This is a genomic window from Alteromonas sp. IB21, assembly GCF_016405965.1.
Taxonomy (GTDB): Bacteria; Pseudomonadota; Gammaproteobacteria; order Enterobacterales; family Alteromonadaceae; genus Alteromonas.
The window spans coordinates 338,751-360,937 of record NZ_JAEFCD010000001.1 but is presented as its reverse complement, the minus strand read 5'-3'; the positions used below and the strand labels follow the sequence as shown (position 1 = coordinate 360,937).

At 42.6% G+C, this 22,187-nt stretch carries 18 protein-coding genes; 17 read left to right on the top strand and 1 reads right to left on the bottom strand.

Annotated elements, in window-relative coordinates:
- Positions 1–6 precede the first annotated feature (6 nt).
- The 8 genes from flgE to flgL all read left to right on the top strand — a co-directional run bounded on the left by flgE (position 7) and on the right by flgL (position 9,232).
- On the top strand, positions 7–1,338 hold the full coding sequence (gene flgE / locus JC525_RS01570) for a flagellar hook protein FlgE (protein WP_198813733.1): 1,332 nt from the start codon (positions 7–9) through the stop codon (positions 1,336–1,338).
- A 226-nt stretch (positions 1,339–1,564) separates the two neighbouring features.
- The gene (locus tag JC525_RS01565; protein WP_198813731.1) at positions 1,565–2,308 is read left to right on the top strand and encodes a flagellar basal body rod protein FlgF; all 744 of its coding nucleotides are present in this window, start codon (positions 1,565–1,567) and stop codon (positions 2,306–2,308) included.
- A gap of 46 nt (positions 2,309–2,354) precedes the next feature.
- Positions 2,355–3,143, top strand: a complete 789-nt coding sequence (gene flgG, locus JC525_RS01560; protein WP_105930247.1) for a flagellar basal-body rod protein FlgG — start codon at positions 2,355–2,357, stop codon at positions 3,141–3,143.
- 11 nt (positions 3,144–3,154) lie between these two features.
- Positions 3,155–3,835 (top strand): flagellar basal body L-ring protein FlgH, encoded by a 681-nt coding sequence (gene flgH / locus JC525_RS01555; RefSeq protein WP_159119489.1) that lies wholly within the window; start codon positions 3,155–3,157, stop codon positions 3,833–3,835.
- A 21-nt stretch (positions 3,836–3,856) separates the two neighbouring features.
- Positions 3,857–4,969, top strand: coding sequence for a flagellar basal body P-ring protein FlgI (locus tag JC525_RS01550; protein WP_198813729.1), 1,113 nt, complete (start codon positions 3,857–3,859; stop codon positions 4,967–4,969).
- A 23-nt stretch (positions 4,970–4,992) separates the two neighbouring features.
- Positions 4,993–5,943: a flagellar assembly peptidoglycan hydrolase FlgJ gene (flgJ, locus tag JC525_RS01545; RefSeq protein WP_198813727.1), complete on the top strand. Its 951-nt coding sequence runs from the start codon at positions 4,993–4,995 to the stop codon at positions 5,941–5,943.
- 15 nt (positions 5,944–5,958) lie between these two features.
- Positions 5,959–8,001: a FlgK family flagellar hook-associated protein gene (locus tag JC525_RS01540; RefSeq protein WP_198813719.1), complete on the top strand. Its 2,043-nt coding sequence runs from the start codon at positions 5,959–5,961 to the stop codon at positions 7,999–8,001.
- Positions 8,002–8,008: 7 nt separating this feature from the next.
- On the top strand, positions 8,009–9,232 hold the full coding sequence (flgL, locus tag JC525_RS01535; RefSeq protein ID WP_159119403.1) for a flagellar hook-associated protein FlgL: 1,224 nt from the start codon (positions 8,009–8,011) through the stop codon (positions 9,230–9,232).
- Between the two features lie 5 nt (positions 9,233–9,237).
- Here flgL and JC525_RS01530 read toward each other — a convergent pair whose 3' ends face one another.
- Positions 9,238–10,203 carry a hypothetical protein gene (locus tag JC525_RS01530; RefSeq protein ID WP_233094807.1) on the bottom strand — a complete coding sequence of 322 codons (966 nt, stop codon included), beginning with the start codon at positions 10,201–10,203 and terminating at the stop codon, positions 9,238–9,240.
- 250 nt (positions 10,204–10,453) lie between these two features.
- Between JC525_RS01530 and JC525_RS01525 the strand changes: the two genes are divergently transcribed.
- From JC525_RS01525 to JC525_RS01485, 9 genes are all read left to right on the top strand, one after another.
- On the top strand, positions 10,454–11,305 hold the full coding sequence (locus JC525_RS01525) for a flagellin N-terminal helical domain-containing protein (protein ID WP_105930241.1): 852 nt from the start codon (positions 10,454–10,456) through the stop codon (positions 11,303–11,305).
- A gap of 788 nt (positions 11,306–12,093) precedes the next feature.
- Positions 12,094–12,939, top strand: a complete 846-nt coding sequence (locus tag JC525_RS01520; RefSeq protein WP_198813717.1) for a flagellin N-terminal helical domain-containing protein — start codon at positions 12,094–12,096, stop codon at positions 12,937–12,939.
- A gap of 720 nt (positions 12,940–13,659) precedes the next feature.
- Positions 13,660–14,499 (top strand): flagellin N-terminal helical domain-containing protein, encoded by an 840-nt coding sequence (locus JC525_RS01515; protein ID WP_105930239.1) that lies wholly within the window; start codon positions 13,660–13,662, stop codon positions 14,497–14,499.
- Between the two features lie 95 nt (positions 14,500–14,594).
- Positions 14,595–15,083 carry a flagellar protein FlaG gene (locus JC525_RS01510; protein ID WP_198813715.1) on the top strand — a complete coding sequence of 163 codons (489 nt, stop codon included), beginning with the start codon at positions 14,595–14,597 and terminating at the stop codon, positions 15,081–15,083.
- A 13-nt stretch (positions 15,084–15,096) separates the two neighbouring features.
- Positions 15,097–16,527 carry a flagellar filament capping protein FliD gene (gene fliD, locus JC525_RS01505; RefSeq protein ID WP_198813713.1) on the top strand — a complete coding sequence of 477 codons (1,431 nt, stop codon included), beginning with the start codon at positions 15,097–15,099 and terminating at the stop codon, positions 16,525–16,527.
- A 22-nt stretch (positions 16,528–16,549) separates the two neighbouring features.
- A complete protein-coding gene (fliS, locus tag JC525_RS01500) occupies positions 16,550–16,978 on the top strand; it encodes a flagellar export chaperone FliS (RefSeq protein ID WP_105930236.1) in 429 nt (142 codons plus the stop codon).
- On the top strand, positions 16,975–17,292 hold the full coding sequence (locus tag JC525_RS01495) for a hypothetical protein (RefSeq protein ID WP_159119407.1): 318 nt from the start codon (positions 16,975–16,977) through the stop codon (positions 17,290–17,292). The genes fliS and JC525_RS01495 overlap by 4 nt, the downstream gene beginning before the upstream one ends.
- Before the next feature lie 174 nt (positions 17,293–17,466).
- Entirely contained in the window at positions 17,467–21,000 is a 3,534-nt protein-coding gene (locus JC525_RS01490; RefSeq protein WP_198813706.1) for a motility associated factor glycosyltransferase family protein, read from the top strand.
- Positions 20,997–22,181, top strand: coding sequence for a glycosyltransferase family 2 protein (locus JC525_RS01485; protein WP_198813704.1), 1,185 nt, complete (start codon positions 20,997–20,999; stop codon positions 22,179–22,181). Before JC525_RS01490 ends, JC525_RS01485 begins: the two co-directional genes overlap by 4 nt.
- The last annotated feature ends 6 nt before the right edge of the window (positions 22,182–22,187 follow it).

Genomic DNA, 22,187 nt, shown 5'->3' with positions numbered 1-22,187 from the left:
GAAGAAATGTCTTTTAATATAGCTTTAAGTGGTGTAGCGGCGGCACAAAAAGATCTGGACGTAACGGCCAATAATATCGCGAATGTTAATACGGTTGGATTTAAAGAGTCACGAGCCGAATTTGGTGATGTATACGCAGCTTCTCTTTTGTCAGGAAGCAGAACAAAAGTAGGAGATGGTGTTCTCACTCAAGAAGTAGCGCAGCAATTTCACCAAGGTAGTTTGCAGTTTACTAACAGTGCGCTAGACCTAGCTATTACCGGAACAGGTTATTTTGCTATGTCATCAGATCTTTCTTCTAACGATTTTACCTACACGCGTGCCGGACAATTTAAATTAAACGATGATAATTTTATTGTAAACAGTAGTGGGGATAATCTAATGGGGTTTCCGGTTAACCCTGATGGTACAAGTTCATCGACGGCGCTAAGTACAACAATACCGACTAGAGTTCCCGATTCATCGGGGTCTCCACGTCAAACCTCCGAAGTTGACATAAAAATGAATTTGCCAGCGAATGGTGAATACAAAACAGTTGCAAACTTTGATCCTGAGAATCAAGAGACATACAATGCCGCAACATCGGTGACTATTTACGACTCTCTCGGTGAGAGTCATGTGATGACCTACTATTTTGTACGTGATGATACTGACACTACGGCAAACCCGAATGATTGGCGGGTGTTCGCTTCCGTAGATGGCACACAAGTTCAGTTTGAAAGTGGTTTGGACAGTGCGACGTTGACTTTTGATTCTTCGGGAGACTTCGTGAATCAAGTTCCTACTGTGATTAGAACTGAGCCCTTGGGGTCCACAACAACAGGGAGCGGTACACCTCAGAACGCAATTACAAACGGTTCAGATCCTGACCAGCAGATTATAATCGACTTTAACTTGGATACTGCACAGCAGACTATCAATGAGCCAACTCAATTTGCATCAGGCTTTGAAGTTACATCATTGGAGCAAGACGGTTTGGCTGTAGGTCGATTGACCGGGATAGATATAGACTCTGATGGTTTAATACGAGCCAGTTTCTCTAACGGAACTTCAGAACCTATTTCAAGAGTAGCGCTTGTTAGATTTGCAAACGATCAAGGGCTTACCCAAGTGAGTAACACAAAGTGGAAGGAGAGTATAGCCTCAGGTGAAGCACTAGCGGGTGAAGCAACGACCGGCACGTTTGGTGAGATCAACTCGTCGGCGCTAGAGCAAGCTAACGTTAACCTGACTACAGAGCTAATTGACATGATCATTGCTCAACGTAACTTCCAGGCGAACTCGCGAGCCCTTGAAGTAAATAACTCACTGAACCAGACTATCCTTAACATTCGATAGTTAACGGCAAGCTTCAGAATTTGAGGCAATAAAGCGGCAATATTCAGGCGTGTAAATGCGCCTGAAATACACCGCGAAATGACAGGTCGCATCATTGCGACCTTTTTATTTTTCTATATATTTCAATTCAGTACCTTCCATCTATTCCAATAGTAGTAAATATCAACAGATTGGCACTGCCTTTGCAAAATATTGTTTAAGGTTTAATCAGAGTCAAAAGTCAGTCATGGACAAACTTCTCTACATTGCAGCAAGCGGCGCATCCCAAGATTTGTTGGGGACAGGTATTCGAGCCAACAACTTAGCCAATGCACAAACTACTGGTTTCAGAGCACAGTTAGAGCAGGCTCGCTCGATGCCCGCGTATGGCGAAGGATTGCCGACCCGTGTTTTTTCTATGACAGAAAGTCCCTCAAATAATTATGAGTCGGGCCCAATGATTAAGACTGACCGCGATTTGGATGTGGCAATTCAGGGGGATGGCTGGTTTGCGGTTCAAGATGAAAACGGTCAAGAAGCTTATTCAAGAGACGGCAATTTCAAACTGGGCGACGACGGAATTTTGACAGACATTCACGATCGCGTAGTGCTTGGTGATAACGGGCCTATCTTCTTACCCGTTCCTTTAGACAACCTAAACATTGCTTCAGACGGAACGCTGTCGATGAGACAGTTAGGCGCACCAGCGAACGTTATCGAAGATGTGGGCCGCCTTAAGTTAGTTAGCCCTAACTATGCGGATATGGAACGTGGTAACGACGGCTTATTTCGCATGGAAGACGGCTCAATTGCGCCAGCTAGCGCCAACGTCAAAGTGATGTCTGGCATGCTCGAGGGCTCGAACGTGAACGCAGTTGAAGAAATGGTAGACATGATAAGTCTGCAACGTCATTACGAACTTCAAGTAAAAGTAATGAAGCAGGCTGAAGAGCTTGATACTCGCGGTAATCAATTGCTGCGCATCTTGTAATAGAATTTTTATTATCGTTGCCCCTTGAGCAACGTCGGAGGTTAACATGCATCCAGCATTGTGGATTAGTAAAACCGGCTTAGATGCCGCACAAACTGACGTGGCAGTGGTGTCGAACAACCTTGCAAACGCATCAACCGTGGGCTTTAAGAAAGATCGCGCGGTATTTGAAGATTTGCTTTATCAAAACATCAATCAACCGGGCGGCCGCTCGTCTGCCGATACCGAATTACCTTCAGGCTTAATGCTAGGTTCAGGTTCTAAAGTTGTCGCTACGCAAAAAGCGCATACCCAGGGTAACCTGTTAACTACTGAAAATGCCCTTGATATGTCAATCCAAGGTCGAGGGTATTTTGAAATACTTCAGCCCGACGGCACCATTGCCTATACAAGAAACGGTCAGTTCTCGTTAAATGACCAGGGGCAAATTGTGACCTCTGGCGCGGGCTTTTTACTTCAGCCTGAAGTCGCTATCCCAGAAGATGCTCAGCAAATTACGATTTCGCAAGATGGTGAAATTAGCGTAAGTATTCGTGGGCAAGCTGAACCGCAGGTGTTGGGGCAGCTCAATATTTCAGATTTTGTTAACCCTACGGGTTTGCAGCCCACAGGACAAAACCTGTTTGTAGAGACGGCCTCTAGCGGAGCGCCGATTCAGGGCATTCCAGGTCTTCAAGGACTGGGATATATCTCTCAAGGCACGCTGGAGACCTCTAACGTAAACGTAACCGAAGAGTTGGTTAACCTAATCGAAAGTCAGCGTTTGTATGAGATGAACTCAAAAGTTATCTCGTCGGTGGACCAGATGCTTGGTCAAGTTATTCAGCAACTTTAATGGGTAGTATCATGCGTATTCTAGGTTTATCTGTTGCTCTGCTCATTATTGGTGGCTGCGCCAGCACAAGTGAACCACCTGTTCAGGCAAACGACCCGTCGTTTGCGCCAGTGATCCCAGATTACCCTCGTGAAACGGTGGTTGAAGACGGTTCGCTGTTTCGCTCACAGTTGGCAAACAATCTTTATTCGGATGTTACGGCCAGAAGAGTAGGCGATATTATTACCGTTACGTTAAGCGAGAATACGCAAGCCAGCAAATCTGCTGACACAAGCACAGCTAAAGACTCAAATGTAAACCTCAACCCTATTACCGGGCTAGCGGGTCAAGCAATCAATATCGGCGGCGAATCGATTCAGCTCGGAATAAGTTCGTCTCGCGATTTTAGCGGAGACGCAACGGCGAACCAAAGCAATAGCTTAAATGGCGCTATTTCGGTAACCGTGGTTGATGTGCTTCCCAATAGCAACTTAGTTATTCGCGGTGAAAAGTGGCTAACACTAAATCAGGGTGACGAATATATACGTTTGACCGGCATTATTCGTCCAGCCGACATCAGCCCCGAAAATGAAATTGTGTCAACCAAGGTCGCGAACGCGCGCATTCAATATTCGGGCACAGGAAGTTTTGCCCGAGCACAAGAAAAGGGATGGTTAACCAAGTTCTTTGATTCGGCTTGGTGGCCTCTTTAGGTTTAGGGTAGGAGAGTAAACATGCGTTTATTATCAGTTTTATTGGCCGTTTTCTCACTGCTTTTATCATCTCAAGTAGGGGCGCAGCGCATAAAAGACTTAGCGAGCATTCAGGGTGTGCGTAGCAACCAATTAGTAGGTTACGGCTTAGTCGTTGGATTGCCAGGAACGGGGGAGCAAAGCCCGTTTACAGAGCAAAGCTTTCGTACCATGTTGCGCAACTTCGGTATCAGTCTTGACGCTAATACCAAACCTAAAATTAGAAACGTAGCAGCGGTTGCGGTTCACGCAGAACTTCCAGCTTTTGCCAAGCCTGGCCAGACCATAGATATTACGGTTTCTTCAGTAGGTGAGGCGGCTAGTCTTCAGGGAGGAACGCTGCTGCAGACGTTTCTTCGCGGTGTAGATGGTGAAGTTTATGCAGTGGCGCAAGGTAGCCTAGTTGTTAGCGGATTTGGTGCACAAGGCGGCGACGGCTCTAGGATTGTAGTCAATACCCCAACTGTAGGCAGAATTCCAAACGGGGCCATGGTAGAGCGCTCGGTTCCCAACGGTTTCGCCAATGGTGATACGCTAACCCTCAACCTTCATTATCCTGACTTTTCAACGGCAAAAGCGCTAGCCGACACCATTAATGAAAGATTGGGCGCGCAGCCTGAAAATGGCTACATCATTGCTAAACCGATTGATGCGGCTTCAGTTCGCGTTACCGCGCCGCGCGATGTTGGTCAGCGAGTAGGCTTCTTGGCCACCCTCGAAAACTTTGAGTTCACTCCAGCGGACGCACCGGCAAGAGTTGTGATTAACAGCCGCACCGGCACAATTGTAATTGGTAGTGACGTACGTTTGTTGCCGGCCGCTATTACTCACGGAGGGCTTACGGTAACGATTTCGGAGAACCAGCAGGTTTCACAGCCTAATGCCTTTGCTGATGGGCAAACGGCCGTCACCACCCAGTCTATTGTGGATGTCGATTTAGCTGACAGCCGCATGTTTAAGTTCGAGCCAGGCGTAACGCTTGACCAACTCGTGCGCGCCGTAAACGAAGTTGGCGCAGCACCTGGTGACTTGATGGCAATCCTTGAAGCATTGCGTCAGGCAGGTGCTTTACGTGGCGAACTTATCATTATTTAACGGGTGTAAGTGGAATAAATACGATGGAATCACTCAGCACAAAAACTCAGCTTGATATGGCTCGAAACGTCCATGACATGGGCAGCATAAACAAAATGCGCGAAGCCATTGCGTCAGGCGATGAAACGGTATTGCAAGAAGCTGCCCAGCAGTTTGAGGCAATATTTGTGCAAATGATGTTGAAATCTATGCGTAAAGCGCAAGATGCCCTTGCTGACGAAAACAGTCCGTTTAACTCACAGCAAGTTAAATTTTATCGAGACATGCACGATCAGCAGCTCGCCACAGACTTAACATCAGGCGGTGGCTTAGGACTTGCAGACGTTATCGTAAAACAGTTAGGGCAGACAGAAGATAGTTATACGCCCGCGAGCGTGATTAGAAGCGATGGTAATTTATCTTCATTAAATAGAAACCGCGTACAAAACGTCACGCAAGCTCAAGACGCAGCCCTTCACTCTGAATCAATAAAGAGCAAGTCAGCGCAAAAAGACGCCATGTTCGAGACACCTGAACAATTTGTAGAAAGCCTTATGCCGATAGCCGAAAAAATAGCAGAAAAGTATGGCATGGATCCCAAAGCTATTGTGTCTCAGGCTGCAGTGGAAACGGGCTGGGGTAAATTTGTTATTCACAAGGCAGACGGCAGCAGTTCACATAACCTCTTTGGCATAAAGGCCAATAAAGCTTGGCAAGGTGAACAAGCGGTGGTGGATACACTGGAATTTAACAATGGACTTCCGCAAAAGCAAAAAGCGGCATTTAGATCTTACTCATCGGTAGAAGAGGCGATGGAAGATTATGGCCGATTTATTACAACGCAGCCTCGATATAGTCGGGCTGTTGACAACGCGTCTGATGCCGTCAAATACACAAGCGCGCTTCAAGAAGCGGGCTACGCTACTGACCCTGAATACGCGAGCAAGATAATGGCTGTGTATAACAGCGATCGTCTTCGCACGTTGATGCCATAGTTTTGGAGATTACTAATGAGTTCTGTTGACCTTTTTACATTAGCGACTGGTGGCGTAAACGCAAGTAGTAAACTTTTACAAACGACAAGCAAAAATATTGCGAACGTTAATACAGACGGATATGTGAGAGAGCGCACCGAGCTATTAGACTCTGCAAGTTATGGCGTAAAGATTGGGAGTACTGAACGATTATTGAACATATTTGCCCAAAATCAGCTAAGGAGAGACATCACTTCGGTCGCAGAATTAGAGAGCTTTTCCGAACATACTGCATTTATGGATAACTTGTTGGCTAGTGAGGCCAACTCTATCTCAAGCGGGCTAAGTGAACTTTTTTCGTCTATTCAAACTGCAGCAGATGACCCGACCAATTTGGCCTCAAGAGAGCAAGTTTTTAGTAAAAGTGAGTCTCTTTATCAGAGAATGCGAACGCTATCTGACTACATGTTAGAAAAGGAAGAAGAACTTAATCTAGAATTTGACACTCTTGCAAATAGAGCAAATTCTCTGATTTCGAACATTGGTGAGTTAAACGAAGATATTGTAACAGCATTTGGGAATGACCGTAAAAATGAGCCTACTGCTTTACTCAACGAACGAGATAGAGCAATTAATGAATTGTCGGAAATAATCGCGATAAATGTATCTGATATAAATGACCAATCTGGTGGAATTAAAATTAACTTGTTGTCGGGAGAGTCCCTAGTCCTAGAGAATGGTGAATTCAATTTGGTTCAATTCAGTTCAAGTGCTGATGCTGCGTTCAAAGAAATAGAGCTGAATACACAGTTTAATAGTAATGCAAAACAAGATACATCAATATCAGTCTCCGAAGCAGACCTAGGTGGTGCATTAGGTGGGTTGTTTAAATATCGAAATGAAGTTTTAGGTCCGACTATGCGTGACGTGGGCCAACTGTCTATAGCCTTTGCGGACGCGATGAATACGCAGAACAAGCTAGGCATGGATTTAGATGGCCAGATAGGCGGAAATATTTTCGATATTCCGTCTTTTAGAGGGTTGGCGTATCAAGATACCAACGGCGACTACGTTGTTACTGCACAGATTACAGAAGGCAAAGGTGCTGAATTAACTGATGCCGATTATAAAATTGAAGTAACGGCGGTTGCAGCTGGGGTACCCAGCGAAATAGAGATTACGTTTTTAAACCCTGATGGCACACCGAAAAAAGACGGTTCTGGCAATGACATTATTTTTTCAAACTTTGCCGTATCACCGGGCTTTAATGAACTACCCGGTGGCATTGAAATCGACTTTTCAGGAAGCGACCCTTATACCGTTGGCAATGAGTTTCTAATTCAGCCGACTAAAGACGTGGCATCAAAGATAAGCTTCGCAACAAACCGCCCTGAGGATTTAGCCTTTGCTAATCCCGTGAGGGCGGGTGCTGATAGCGCAAACTTAGGTAGTGCAAACGTTATTGATGTTTCCGTGTCTAACACAGAAGTTGGAACGTCTGCCTTTGATGGAGCGGGAGGCCTTTTAAATTCTGCGCCTGCTCAAATCAGTTTTACAGCGGCTGATACTTATAACGTTTTGGATGGAAGTGGAACGGTACTCGCTACCGTCACTGGCACAACAAATTTAAATAATCTTATCAGTCAAGCAGGCATAAGTCCTGACCCAGGGTTTGATCTGAGTTTAGATGGTGTGCCTAAAGCAGGGGATAGTTTTTCAATTAGCTATAATACAGATGGCTTTAATGACAATAGCAATGCGCTTAATTTAGCCGCTATCCAGAATGAAAACAAAGTACAGGTGAGTAGCGAAGCGACGAATAGGCCGCGGACCTTTCAGGATGCGTATGCGTCTATGGTCGGGCGAATTGGCGAAGACGCTTCAATGGCCCGTGTTTCACTGGCCTCAGCAGAAGCGATGAAAGTGCAATCTCAAAATTGGTTCGAGTCTGTTTCGGGCGTAAGCTTAGATGAAGAAGCGGCAAACTTGATAAAATACCAGCAGAGCTACGCAGCTGCAGCACGTATTTTGTCTACGGCCCAAGAACTATTCAATACCATTTTGCAGTCAGCAAGGTAGGTGATTTATGCGTATATCAACGAATCAAATTTATGACCAAAACATGCGTTCGATTATGCAAAATCAGGGCGATTTGGCGAAGACACAAGAGCAACTTGCCTCAGGTAAACGCATCATTACGCCTAGCGACGACCCTGTTGGTGCGGCAAAAGTGCTTCGCTTAACTGAAGAAATTGACGAACTCACCCAGTTCCAGCGTAACAATGATTTGGTTACTGGTTCACTTGAGCAGCAAGAGGCGGTGCTCACCAATATTACCGACTCAATCAATCGCGCCCGCACCCTTATCGTTCAGTCTGGTAACGGCATTCTATCTGACCCTGATAAGCGCGCCATAGGTGCTGAATTAGAACAAATTAAGCTCGAAGTCTTTGATCTTATGAACACGCAAGATGCTGATGGGAACTATTTATACGCTGGCTTCCAATCAGGTAACCAGGCGTTTGAATACAACCCAGCTGCAGGTGGCAACGCCATTACGTTCGCAGGCGATCCTGGAGTAAGTTTCGTTCAGCTATCAAATAGTTCGAAGATTCAATCAACTAGTAATGGTTACGAAGTGTTTGAAAACGTGCTATCACGCTTTAAATTCTCGGTTGATAGTACTATTGGCGCTACAGTGAACACTGCATCGGTTAAACAGCAGGGAACATTCGACACTTTTTTTGACAAAAACTATGACCCGGTAAATGCTGCAAACAACGATTATCGCATTAATTTTTTAGCGTCAGGGCAGGCTGAACTTGTTAATCAAGGAACCGGTACGGTTGTCGACTCAGTTTCCTATATCTCTGGTCAGCCTTTCACTATAAAGGGAATGGAGTTTGATGCGACGGCCGCGCCTGGCGATAGTATCGACTTATCTTTTAATGCACCTGAGAAAAAAAGCATGGCCCAGTCTATTCACGAAATTCAAACGATTTTGATGGATTCCACAATAGATAATTCAGCGCTTCAAGAATCGATAGCCGATGCATTAGTAGGTTTAGATAACGGGCTTGAAAAGCTTTCTTTAGAGCGTGCTTCGATTGGTAGCCGGTTAAATATAGCCGAGAGTACTTACGAAAGTAACCTAGATATGGAAATTGCCGCGAAAGCGCAGCGTTCGTCAATTCAGGATGTGGATTACGCCGAAGCATCTACTGAATTTGCGAAGCAAGAAACGGCATTAAGTGCTGCGCTAGCTACTTTTCCTAAAGTGGCTAACTTGTCGTTATTTGATTTTGTCTAATAATTCTAATGTGTTAATTCAGTGACACCGGATAAACACGCCATATAGACTCGGGCTTCATTGTCTACATGACAAGAGTAGTAGGAAACATACAGGCGGTCGTTTTCTACTACTAAACCTGGATAACTCGTATCTTTACTGCTTGGCAACGTATGTAGTTCTTCAAGTTTTTTCGAGTCACTGTTGAACAGCCATATTTTCGTAGAGAACTCTCTAGTTTCCCATTTGACGTGTCTTCCAGCGACAATAAATCGATTTCTACTTATTGCTACAGCCGCAGGACCGCCTATGTAAATTCCCAAATCGTGCCATTTCCATTTAGTAAAGGGGGGCTTCGATGTGCCAAATTGTGCACTGAAAGTATCGGCATCTCTTCTTAAAAATACCGAGGCGTTGCCGTCGTCATCAAACAAGATTGTGCTTTCATTAGGGTAGCCTTTGCCTTGCTTTTTTAGGTTAAAAACATCCTCTTTATGGGGCCGCATTGTGCGAGTGGGGTCGCCCTTATAAAGAGATAATGTGTTTGAGGGCCGATTGTAAGCAAATCCGTAGGCTTCAGAACCAAACCATTCATGGTTCCACAACCACCAACCGCTTTTACCAAAACTATTTTTGCCTGACCAAGATTGTCCTGTAGTTGAAAAGTAAGTCAGCATTTTAGTGACCATTTTTCCAGTAGCTAAGTATGTTTTTGCGTAAGTAGTTAGGATAAGCCGTGTCCCATCGAAAGAAAATTTAGGATCTCTTAAATCTGCATTGTTTTCTCTGATTGTCATTTTCCTGAGAACGCGAAAAGTCTTTTTTTCTACTGTCAGAATAACGAGAAAACCATCGGCACTGACGTGATTAGTTGCTTGACGATAACAACACAGTAATGTTTGACCGCCTTCGTCAAAAGGATTTTTAATTAAATCGGTGAATGCACTGTGGGCGGCAGGCTTAGAAATACGCATCAAATTAACTAGATTCAACTTTTTTCCACCTAAAATCTTCCTTAAAAATCCAATGGTTACAAATGCATTTGCGGGTTCTTGGCGGCAACATATTACCGCATATCGGCAAAAATCGTAATTTTTCCTAAAGGGAATCTACATTCTGTCGATACAGATTCTGAGAGAGCCAGTTCATCAATTACCCCTCAGGTCTTGATGACTACTAAAACAAAACGTCGGCAATGCCGACAGCCAGCGCACGCTGGACTGAGAGTGTAGGAGAGACTTTATGTCTATGTTCGTTAATACCAATGTATCCTCATTGAATGCCCAGCGTCAGCTATTTGATGTTAGTAATTCTTTGAGCACGTCTTTTGAACGCCTTTCTTCAGGCTTCCGTATCAACAGCGCTGCTGATGATGCTGCAGGTCTACAGATTACCGATCGAATGACTTCACAAATTCAAGGACTTAACCAAGCTGTACGTAATGCAAACGATGCGATTTCACTGTCGCAAACTGCAGAGGGTGCACTATCTGAAACAACAACAGCGCTACAACGTATACGTACGCTTTCTATTCAGTCGCAAAACGGTATTAACAGCTCAGCTGACCGTGTAGCACTGCAAAAAGAGGTGTCAGCACTACGTACTGAGATTTCGCGTATCTCTACAACAACACAGTTTGCTGGTGTAAACATTCTATCAGGCGATTTCTCTGCTAAATTCCTTGTAGGCGCCAACGCAGGTCAGACTATTTCTGTAAACCTTTCTAGCCCAACGCTAACACGTGCTGGAGTTAATGGCTTTAGTGCGACGGGATTGAATATCACAGGAACAGGTGTTGACGTTCTTACGAGCGAAAACGCTTCTGGTCTTTTAGCAAAAGTAGACAGCGCCATATCTGCAATTGGTGGTTTACGCGCAGACCTAGGTGCGCTACAAAACCGTTTCCAGTCTACAATTCGTAACTTGAGCAACATCTCAGAAAATGTTTCTGCTGCGCGCTCTCAGATCAAAGATACGGATTTTGCTACTGAAACGGCAAACCTAACGCGTAACCAGATTATTCAGCAGGCAAGCACAACTGTATTGTCGCAGGCTAATCAGCGTCCGCAGGCAGCATTATCGTTGCTTGGTTAATACTATATCGAGAGTGGAGCCAGGAGGTAGTGCTCTAGTCCACAAAGCGATTCATAAAGCCGATACCGATAAGGTATCGGCTTTATTTTTTCTCGATTAAGATAACTTACGTAGTCACACGGTAAAAAGGAGATTAACCATAGGCATGTTTTAATTTTTAACTACCCTAGTGTTTATTCGTCAGACATATACCCTATCTCGCCTCGATACTACTTCCGTTATAAGCTTCTCCGATCCTATGTGGCTGATAATAAATAATTTTTATCCGAAAACCAAAAAACCTCCAAAATATTTTAAAAAACACTAAAGTAATTTTCCCCAAGTGACGATAACTATTACAAAGGGAGGTATAAGAGGTTTTATACTTCCTGAGCCAATAAAATAGTGGTTTACATTATCAATATTTAGCTTTTGATGGGTAGATAACTTTTTTTAAATTGGTTTTAAAGTTAGGAAAAACAGTGCTTTATCTTTGTTTGAACAAATTTTTAAAAATCTCTAAAGAAAATTTGTTTGAGTGACGATAAATAAGAAGGCTTGTTAGGCGAGGAACTGCTGACTGGCGAGAGTGAAGCCAGGAGGTAGTGAGAGGTTTGAGGTCTGGAACATCAAACTCACCAGCCAGCAAAGAGAAGTAACTTCTCTGTATAGCAAGTTTTATCGGTAGTGTGCCGGTAAAACGTCAGATTACTCTGACACTTGAATAAAGCACAGGCTATGCCATTTTTAAAACTATGGCGCAAATAATAAAAACAATAGCGCAATCTCGAAACTGTTAGGAGAGACCCATGAGTCTATTTGTTAATACCAATGTGTCATCGTTAAATGCACAACGTCAATTATTCACAACTGGCAATAACTTAAGCACTGCTTTTGAACGTCTATCATCTGGTTTTCGAATCAATAGCGCTGCTGACGACGCTGCTGGTCTTCAAATTACCGACCGTATGACATCTCAGATTCAAGGTCTGAACCAAGCGGTACGAAATGCAAACGATGGTATATCGCTTGCACAAACGGCTGAAGGAGCGATGTCTGAGACTACAACGGCGCTTCAACGCATTCGCACCTTAGCGATTCAATCACAGAACGGTATCAATAGCTCAGCGGACCGTGTCGCGCTTCAAAAAGAAGTATCTGCACTTCGCACGGAAATATCGCGCATTTCAACGACAACGCAATTCGCAGGCGTGGATATCTTAAAAGGTGACTTTTCTGCCAAATTCCTTGTTGGCGCCAACGCGGGGCAGACTATCTCAGTAAACTTGTCTTCACAGGCACTGGGTCGAGCGGGTGTCAATGGTTTCAGTGCGACAGGCCTAGGAATTATCGCTGACGACGTGTTAACCGAAGCTGGTGCATCACGTTTGTTAACCGCGGTAGACAAAGCAGTATCGGCAATTGGCGGCCTACGCGCTGATTTAGGTGCCTTACAGAACCGTTTTCAGTCAACTATTCGTAACTTGAGTAACATTTCTGAAAACGTGTCTGCGGCAAGATCGCGTATCAAAGATGCTGACTTTGCCACTGAAACGGCAGAGTTAAGCCGCAACCAGATATTACAGCAGGCAAGTACCACAATTCTTGCCCAGGCGAACCAGCGCCCACAGGCTGCATTATCCCTACTTGGCTAATTACCAAAGTTAGTTATTAGGCGCTTATTTGGGAAGGAGTTGAGAGGCCATCCCCTGAAGAAAGGTTAGCGGCCATTTAGGCCGCTCCTTTGAGAAAGCGCCGACTAACAGGACTGAGAGTGCAGAAGTGTTGGTTGAGAGGCCAGTTTATCCTACTAAACCCTGCCAGCCGACAGAAACTGAATTTGCTCAATCTCCTAACGTGAGCAAATTGGCCGAGATTAAATTGTCTCGGCCTTTTTTTATTTTTACCGAAACATCCCACCAATTTCAAACTGCGGTAGAGCAACGCCGCGAGTTCATATTATTTAAAGCATATTAAGTGCCAACTTAAAAATTATAAGATTATCTCTGTCTCCAACTTATCACTTACCACCAAAATTGTTCCCTTTAATCTACTTTGTTTAAGAACGACTACTCTTTCTCCTTCCTTGAAAGGACCCAGTTAGTACGATTTATACTGCGTTAAATTAGAATTAAATCTTCGATAAAAATTTATTTTTTGCTTATAAATCATTGCTGTAGATTACTGGGTCTAGTTTTTTTTTAAAAAAATAAAAAAAAAGCTAAAGAACCTAAAGCCTTGGCCGATACCTATTGTTGAGGGGTAATTTAATTTACTTTTATATTGAGGTGTTAGCGGGAGTAGTGACCCAGCTAATATGAACTGGAAGGATTTGATCATAGCAGTTTTGCCATCGAATCCCTAGGAGGTAATCTATGTCTTTATTTGTAAATACCAATGTTTCATCGATCAACGCGCAGCGTCAGCTTTTTGACGTGAACGATCGCTTGAATACGTCGTTCGAAAGACTTTCATCGGGATTCCGCATTAACAGTGCATCGGATGACGCTGCAGGTCTACAAATTTCTGATCGTCTCACATCGCAGGTACAAGGTCTTAACCAGGCCGTGCGAAATGCTAACGACGCTATCTCTTTGTCGCAAACAGCAGAAGGTGCGCTTAGCGAAGTTACCACAAGCCTACAGCGTATACGTACTCTTGCTGTACAATCACAGAACGGTATTAACAGCTCTGCTGATCGTCTGGCACTACAAAAAGAAGTGTCTGCTTTACGTACAGAAATTTCACGTATCGCCACCGATACACAGTTTGGTAACGTAAATATATTAGATGGTAATTTTTCAGCAAAGTTTCTTGTTGGCGCTAACGCTGGCCAAACAATTTCGGTAAATTTGTCATCAACAAATCTAGGTTCCATTAGCGGATTCAGTGCTACAGGTCTTGGCATCACTACAAACAGCGTTGCTACAGCGGGCGGTGCATCAGCCTTACTTAGTGATGTTGACGCTGCTATCTCTGGTATTGGTGCGGTTCGTGCTGACTTAGGTGCACTTCAGAACCGTTTTCAGTCAACTATCCGCAACCTAAGTAATATTAGTGAAAACTTATCTTCGGCTCGTTCACAAATTCGAGACACAGATTTTGCTGCGGAAACAGCAGAGTTAACGCGAAACCAGATTATTCAGCAGGCATCTGTTTCTGTACTAAGCCAGGCAAATCAGCGTCCACAAACTGCGCTGTCTTTGCTCGGATAAGCTATACTATTAAAATAGCGACCTTAGTTGAGATGTAGCGGGTGCTTGCTTTTTAAGCAAGGGCCCGTTTTGTTGTTTCAGTCGGGAGGTATTACGTGGAAATTCAAAATACCCAAATTGGCCAAGTGTTTGCATCACTAGCTCCTAAGAATTCTGAAGTTGTTGAAGCAGATATTCAGAATAACACTTCTGTTCTTGAAAGTAGTGAACCGGCTACATCTAGCGATACGCGTCGAGGCAATACGCGATTGGCAATTGGTGAATCGAATAATACAGAAAGGCAGCAAATTCTTTCTCAAGGTTCTCAAACGCAGGCCGATAAAAGTGAAGAAGAGCGCAATGGTATTGAGTTAGATGATGCTGTTGCGAAAGTTGAATCATTCTTAAAGGTTCAGAATCGGGATTTAGCGTTTACTATTGACGAAGATACTAATCGTTCGGTGGTGACAGTTAAGGATTCAAAATCTGGTGATGTTATAAGGCAAATACCTTCAGAAGAAGTGTTAAAGCTTGCCGATCGGATCCAAGAGTTACAACAGGATGTTGGGGACAGTGTGGGAGTGTTTATCAACAATCAAGTTTAGTTTGAGGTAAAGTATGACAATTCAGTCTCTAGGTGTAGGATCGGGTTTAGCCCTTGATGATCTTGTACAGCAACTTCTTAGCGCAGAACGCCAACCTAAAGAGGAGCGTTTGAACGCAAAAGAAGAGCGTATCGAGGCTGAAATATCTGGCCTTGGTAAAATAAAGTCTAAGCTCTCTGACTTTAAGGACGCTGTTGACGAATTAAGAAGCGACAACGGCATCAATGGTCGTGAGCCCACCATTTCTAATCCTTCAGAAGACAATGATGTTCTTTCTGCCGAGGCTTCTAACTCAGCGCTTCGCGGGAGTTACGAAATTGTTGTAGAGCAGCTAGCGTCTGGCAGTCGAATTACAACAGACGCAGGTGCATTTACGTCAAGCAGCGATCCCGTACTTACCTCAGGAACAGGCTCATTAACGTTTGACGTGGGCGGAAGCAAAAGCTTTACCGTAGACGTTACCGCTGGGATGTCACTCACCGCATTACGCGAAAAAATAAACAACTCTGATAACAACTTTGGTGTAACCGCAAACATCATTGATACAGGAACCGGTGCAGGGCCTCGTTTAGTATTTTCGTCGAACGAAACCGGCGATGGGAACGATCTCGTTATTACCAATGACACTGGCGCTGCAGAGTTAGATAGATTGTCAACGGCAGGAGGCACAAATAATATCAGTGCCGTAAATATTCAGAGTGCTAAAAATGCAGTTGCTTATATTGACGGTATCGAAGTTCAGAGTAGCTCCAATGAATTTGAAAACACGATTCAAAACGTTTCATTTGAAGTAAATGAAGTCTCACCTAAAGATGCTGCAGGCGATTTCTTAGCTACTAAACTGAATATTGGTTATGACAAAGAAGGTTTAGATAAAAAAATTAGAGATTTTGTCGATAACTACAATTCTCTGATTGATGAAATAAAAACCCTGACGCGCTATGGTGAATCTGAGCTTGAAGACGATGGCGCATTAGCAGGAGATTCACTACTGCGCGGTATACAAAGCGGATTAGCTTCTATCGTTGGCGATAGCGTAAGTTCTTCCTCATTAGGTGGGCTCTTCCAGATCGGTATTGAATTTAATGATGACGGAAAGCTCGAAGTCGGCACAACTGATTTTGGATTGGGTTCTGGCGAAGACAGACTAGAAGATGCTTTAGAAGATAACTTTGATGAAATAGCAAAATTGTTTACAGATCCTGACGAAGGCATCGCGACTCGACTTTATGACTTCTCTAAAGAATATACCTCATTTAGTGGACTAATTAGCTTAAGAGAGCGCGCGGCCAAGGATGATCGGGATGATTTATTTGATGAGCGTGAGACTCTCGAACTGCGTATGTTGAATTATGAAGAAATCCTTCGAGATAAATATTTAAACCTCGACCAAACCGTTGCGCAATTAAACCAAACTGGTTCCGCGCTTTTAGCGTCGCTATAAATAACATAAATTTGGAGTTTTTATGTCACTTAAAGGTATAAATGCGTATCGCAAAGGTAACCTTAAGCAAGATATTGCTAATGCCGATCCGCATAAACTTACACTTATGCTTCTTCAAGGCGCATTGGACAGGATTGCATACGCTAAAGGGGCCATGGAACGCAAAGAATTGGTAGCCAAAGCCGATTTCATTTCAAAAGCGAATGCGATCATAATGCATCTGCGTGACACTCTTGATTTGGAAGTAGGCGGTGAAGTCGCAGAGAATATGTTTGCGCTATATAACTATATGATTGAGCGCTTGAACGATGCACATTTTAACAACGACTTGAATATGTTAGATGAAGTGTCTAGCCTATTAACACCTATTCGAGATGCATGGGTACAAATTCCTGAAGAGGCGAAACAGGAAGCTTACGAAGCCCAGCGTCAGAAACGACAAGCTGTGTGAAACTACAAGACCTTAACCACTCTTTAACGCCAACAGCGCTGCAAAACTTAAACGAAAGCATTGCGGCGCAGTTACTGTTGGACCAAGAAAAACCCTCTGATTACGCTATGCTGAGAACATTGTTAGCAGAGCGAGATTGCCTAATAAAAGACCACTTAAACTCACTTTCTGTTAGCGAAAAGCGGCAATTTTCTGAAAAAGAATTGATCGTCAATCGCCTCCTCGAGGAGTTGGCCTTTAAATTGCTTGAATCTTCAAAAGAAGAGATTATTCAATTTGTTAGAGGTAAGGCTGCAGTCAAAAAATACAAATAGAAGTATTTTTGCTTTAGACAGCATTGGTTTATTCATTTGACATAGCTTTTATACTTGAGCCTCCTGTAAACTCCTCTTGTTGCGTCAAAATTATGTCTCGTTCTTAAATAAAACTAAAATTTTAGAAATCGTATAATTGGCAGAGCTCTTTGATTAAGGCGCTGGAGTCGAAAAATGCTAAAAGATATTAGAATCCACTTAGACCCAGATGAAAAGAAACAAAGCGAGCTAGAAAAGAAACTCGCTGAACGAGTTACACAAAATTATCGGCGAAATTTCGGGGCATTCAAGGCGTATGTACCTAATATAGTCGATAAAATTGTGCAAGCTGCAACGCTAGATATTTCCATTTTTACTAATCGGAATGGCGAACTTAATATTGTCAATTACAGCAACGGTCGTACATTCTACGATTTGTCACCCGAGAAGGAAGTTCAAGCTCAGTATGTTGAAAAATTACTTCACTGTACCTATTGCGATCTAGACAGAAATGTAAGCTATAACTCCAACGATGAACATTACTTACCTATTTATGACAGGTACTTATCGCAACCCCCTTTAACAAAAGATATTAATTTACTCGTTGTTATGGGAGTGGGCTTAGGCTTTCATATTCGAACCTTGGTTGAAAACCATAACATCAAACACCTTGTTATTTATGAGCCGGAAGAGCAATATTTTTTTGCTTCACTCTATACGTCAAATTGGAAAGTCATACTAGAAACGGCCAAGTCGAAAGGCACTGCACTTTATTTTCAATTAAAAAATAGTGGTATATCTATGTCTAATGACATAGAGGAACTGAAAACGCATTTTCCAATTTCAGGTTTTTATTTTTATCGGCATTATAATCACAATACGTTCAACCTTCTCGAAAATGCATTACTTACTTCTAGTTGGGAGAACTTTCAAAAAGATGGTATCAGCAAACAGCTAAGAAAGTCTGAGGAAAGTCTCCTGCCGCATTGGAACAAACCTGTTTCAATGGAGCGACTTGATGAGGCGAGCAAAGAGGAGCGTTTTACTCTCAATGTAGAAGCTTTTAAACGCTACGTCCCGAATATTGCCAATGAATTTGAATGCTACACACCTAATTATTGGGTTCCAATGCAGGACGCGCGCGGTGCAGTAAACATATTTAGCAAAGTATCTCTAGCTAATTGGTACAGTGATTCACCATTTGAAGATGCCAGTATAAATTTCGAAAACTTCAAAGAGTATCCGAATAAAGATGGCTTAATATTGGGGTATAACGGGGTTAAGCTGAAGCATTATCAACACTTTCAGTTTGTTAAAAAGGCAGAGAAACTTCTAAAAGACGCAGGAGATAAAACAAGTAAGCTACCCGAGCAGATAAAGTCGCTAATTCTATTTGGTATTGGACCTCAGTTAGAAACGTTGTTTGAGAACAACGATGTTGAAAAGCTCTTCGTCTGTGAGCCTAGTCGCGACCTATTCTATGCATCGCTTTATTTAATAGACTGGGCAAGTATTCTTGAGCGCATCGACCAGAAAGGCGGACGTCTATACATTAATGTTGGAGATGATGGCTCAAATCTATTTAGAGATTTGCTGAATCAGTTTTATTCTGTTGGTCCCTACATTCTTGCTAATACATACTTTTATCAAACCTATCATAACACCAAGATGGTTCATACCATTAGTCAGCTGCGTGAGCAGTTGCAAGTTGTTATTGCCATGGGTGAAAACTTTGATCATGCTCGCTACGGCATTGCGCATACAAAAGAAACCATAGGTAGAAAGTATCCACTTCTTTTAAAGGATCCTGCAAAAAAACTATCACTAGCAGACAAGGATATTGCAGTCTTCATCGTAGGAAATGGCCCGTCACTAGATAGCACAATCGATGCTATCAAGTCTTTTAAAGACAAAGCTATCGTGGTCTCGTGTGGTACAGCGCTTATGCCGTTGTATAAAAATGGCATAGTTCCAGATTTCCATGCAGAAATCGAACAAAATCGTTCTACTTTTGATTGGAGCTGCCGGATTAACGACTTTGCTTATTTAAAGCAAGTGGACTTGTTGTCATGTAATGGAATTCATCCAGATACATGTAAGTTGTTTAGAAATACCTATATCGCATTTAAAGAAGGTGAATCTTCTACGGTTTCTTCACTAAAGTTACTCGGTGAAAAAAACTACGAAGAACTTCAGTTTGCTTATCCTACGGTATCCAATTTTGCTATAAACCTGTTTACATTGATGGGATTTCAGCAGCTTTACTTGTTCGGAGTCGATTTAGGTTTTGCAGAACAAGATAAACATCATTCAAAGCAGTCTGGCTATTATGACAATCATGGAAAGGAAAAATATAGTTATAAAGAACGGCATAATACCAACATCGTGGTGCCAGGAAATTTCAAGAAAAGTGTGTTTACCAAGTATGAATTTAAAGTTTCCAAAGCCATTATTGAGCGCACGCTTGCAAAAACTAAAGTAGATTGTTTTAACACAAGTGACGGTGCGCTTATTGTTGGCGCGAAACCATTACCTGTAGACGACATCCTGTTAGTGACATCTGCCTATGAAAAAGAGGAGGTGTTGAGAAAAGTTAAGGCTGAAGCATTTCAACCTTTGTCGGAAGAACGCGATTTTTTACACGAGTACGATAGTTTTTACGACCAGTCAACCTTAGAAAAACAATTGAATGAGTTTGTAGCGATGACGCAAGATGCTTTTGAAGTGTCGGACGATGCAGAGCACTACACAGAAAAACTTAAAAAGAAGTTGTTTTCGTCATATCAAGAGGGAAGGTCACTTCTTTTCTATTATCTTTACGGTACGGTAAATTTTGCTAATTCTGCATTCAGTAAGTTGCTTTATTCGGATGAATCAGAATACGAAAAAGTGTCACGTCTCAATATGCTAAGGGAAGCATGGCTTGAAACACTAGAAATGATTCGAGGTGCGATCCTGCAAGGGAATCACATATTCGATCACGTCTCTAGTTTTGTGCCAGAGCGTGAGGCTATTTTTATAAAAGAACAAAGCCAACAATTTACCGCACGATCTAATTTGAGTGAGAACGATAATAAATTCATAAAACAATATTTAGATGCGGTTTCTGAAATAGACAAACAGTGGTTCGAGCCCAACACTAACAATAATGAGACCGCATTACTCTGTGACGAAAAAAATTACCCTACGAAAGAAAGTATGTCTGGGGCACATGTCGTTGTACAAATTGATAAAGATACATCCCAGAAAGCGTTAGCAGATTTCTTCTGTAAACAAAATACGATTTTATATCATCATCCAGTGTTTGACTTTAAATATGACGTTGATGCGTACCTTAATGGTGAAACTGTTTTCTATCATTCAATTAATAAAGCATCTTGGACTGTAAAGGCTTGGATTCAGAAAAAGATTGCACTAGTCATTCTGCCAAAGCTTTATTTTGTGGGTGAAAGTAAAGAAGTTTCAGATGGTTTAAGGGATTATGCAGAACATGTGTTAAGTATGTTCCCAGATCATGTCAGCTATATCGATTATCCAAATTACATTATGATTCCAAAGGATAACGCTCAATATAATGACTACATAGTCGATAAATTGGGTAATAGAGGTGTTGTATGTGTTGGCAAGCCAAAGGTTGAGTCGATGTTTTTTGAAGGGGTGAGCAAACGTGAAGCACATCAACAAATTGAAAATAATATTATGTGGTGGGGCTTTGGAAGTGAGCGATGAATTTTTCTGACAAGGCCGCTGAAATAGCAACAATGAACAGCACGCCATTGGTATCTGTGATTGTACCGAACTACAGGCACGAAAAGTACCTTGAGAAAAGACTCAGCACTATCATCAACCAAACGCATAGTAATATTGAAATTATATTGCTAGATGATGGTAGTCCTGATAAAAGCGAGGAAGTGCTTACCGCATTTGCTTCAGCCTGTGAGAAAGTTGTTGGCTTGTACGTCAACAATTCAAATTCAGGATTACCTATAAAACAATGGATAAAAGGGGTTTCATTAGCTAAAGGCGATTTTATTTGGATAGCCGAGAGCGATGACGAAGCTGAGCCAGAATTGATTACCACACTTCTTTCTATTTTAAAGGACAATCCCTCAGTCGGCATGGCTTACTGCGACAGCGAAATAATTGATGAAAGTAGTCAAATTATCGCTAGGTATGACTACTCCTCTCATCACTATTCTGACGATGGGCTGTGGAAGCAAGACTTCTTCATGAAGGGAAGAGACTTTGTTACAGACTACATGGCTTATCGCAATGTAATACCTAACGTAAGTGCGGTATTGTTTAACGCTTCAGTTTTGAAAAAGAACCTCCGTGAATGCGACTTCAAATACTGCGCAGATTGGGCGCTTTACAATAGAATACTGTTGTCGCATGACATTGCTTTCACTTGTATCCCTCTGAATAAATTTAGAAAACATGTTCAAACAACGCGTTGGCACAATAAGAAAAGTTATGCGAAAGAGTTAAGAGAAAAGTTTACGCTATTGAAATCATTGAGGAGTGCTGTGGGTTTAAATAAAGGTGCCCAAAGCAATATTAATTCTTCATTGAACTTTATTTTTTCGAACAGGCATAAATTCAAGAGGATTGAGTATTTGTGCAGTCAGATTGCTGCTCTGGACAACTCTTTAATTACAGAACTGTATATATTTGGCGCTAATGATATAGCCGAGCGTGCTGTCGAAACATCACTTACAATGAATGTTAAGCCCATCGTCATAGATACCTTTAAAGCTGGACAAATATTTAAGGGAATAGAAGTTTTGCCTTTAAATCTCAATAGTTTCAATGCTGCGAGTGCCGTTGTTATTTGCTCTTTAAGCTATCAACAGTCAATGCAAGCGATACTTGAAAACTGTGGCTTCGAAGGATTGGTGTTACGAGTATAGAGAAGA

Bases quoted from the DNA above. Each gene is read 5' to 3' on its own strand.
- fliD (WP_198813713.1), top strand. From the start codon at position 15,097: ATGACAATTCAGTCTCTAGGTGTAGGATCGGGTTTAGCCCTTGATGAT.
- fliS (WP_105930236.1), top strand. From the start codon at position 16,550: ATGTCACTTAAAGGTATAAATGCGTATCGCAAAGGTAACCTTAAGCAA.
- JC525_RS01550 (WP_198813729.1), top strand. From the start codon at position 3,857: ATGCGTTTATTATCAGTTTTATTGGCCGTTTTCTCACTGCTTTTATCA.
- flgL (WP_159119403.1), top strand. From the start codon at position 8,009: ATGCGTATATCAACGAATCAAATTTATGACCAAAACATGCGTTCGATT.
- JC525_RS01490 (WP_198813706.1), top strand. From the start codon at position 17,467: ATGCTAAAAGATATTAGAATCCACTTAGACCCAGATGAAAAGAAACAA.
- JC525_RS01525 (WP_105930241.1), top strand. From the start codon at position 10,454: ATGTCTATGTTCGTTAATACCAATGTATCCTCATTGAATGCCCAGCGT.
- flgE (WP_198813733.1), top strand. From the start codon at position 7: ATGTCTTTTAATATAGCTTTAAGTGGTGTAGCGGCGGCACAAAAAGAT.
- flgJ (WP_198813727.1), top strand. From the start codon at position 4,993: ATGGAATCACTCAGCACAAAAACTCAGCTTGATATGGCTCGAAACGTC.
- flgH (WP_159119489.1), top strand. From the start codon at position 3,155: ATGCGTATTCTAGGTTTATCTGTTGCTCTGCTCATTATTGGTGGCTGC.
- flgG (WP_105930247.1), top strand. From the start codon at position 2,355: ATGCATCCAGCATTGTGGATTAGTAAAACCGGCTTAGATGCCGCACAA.
- JC525_RS01515 (WP_105930239.1), top strand. From the start codon at position 13,660: ATGTCTTTATTTGTAAATACCAATGTTTCATCGATCAACGCGCAGCGT.
- JC525_RS01485 (WP_198813704.1), top strand. From the start codon at position 20,997: ATGAATTTTTCTGACAAGGCCGCTGAAATAGCAACAATGAACAGCACG.
- JC525_RS01565 (WP_198813731.1), top strand. From the start codon at position 1,565: ATGGACAAACTTCTCTACATTGCAGCAAGCGGCGCATCCCAAGATTTG.
- JC525_RS01520 (WP_198813717.1), top strand. From the start codon at position 12,094: ATGAGTCTATTTGTTAATACCAATGTGTCATCGTTAAATGCACAACGT.
- JC525_RS01540 (WP_198813719.1), top strand. From the start codon at position 5,959: ATGAGTTCTGTTGACCTTTTTACATTAGCGACTGGTGGCGTAAACGCA.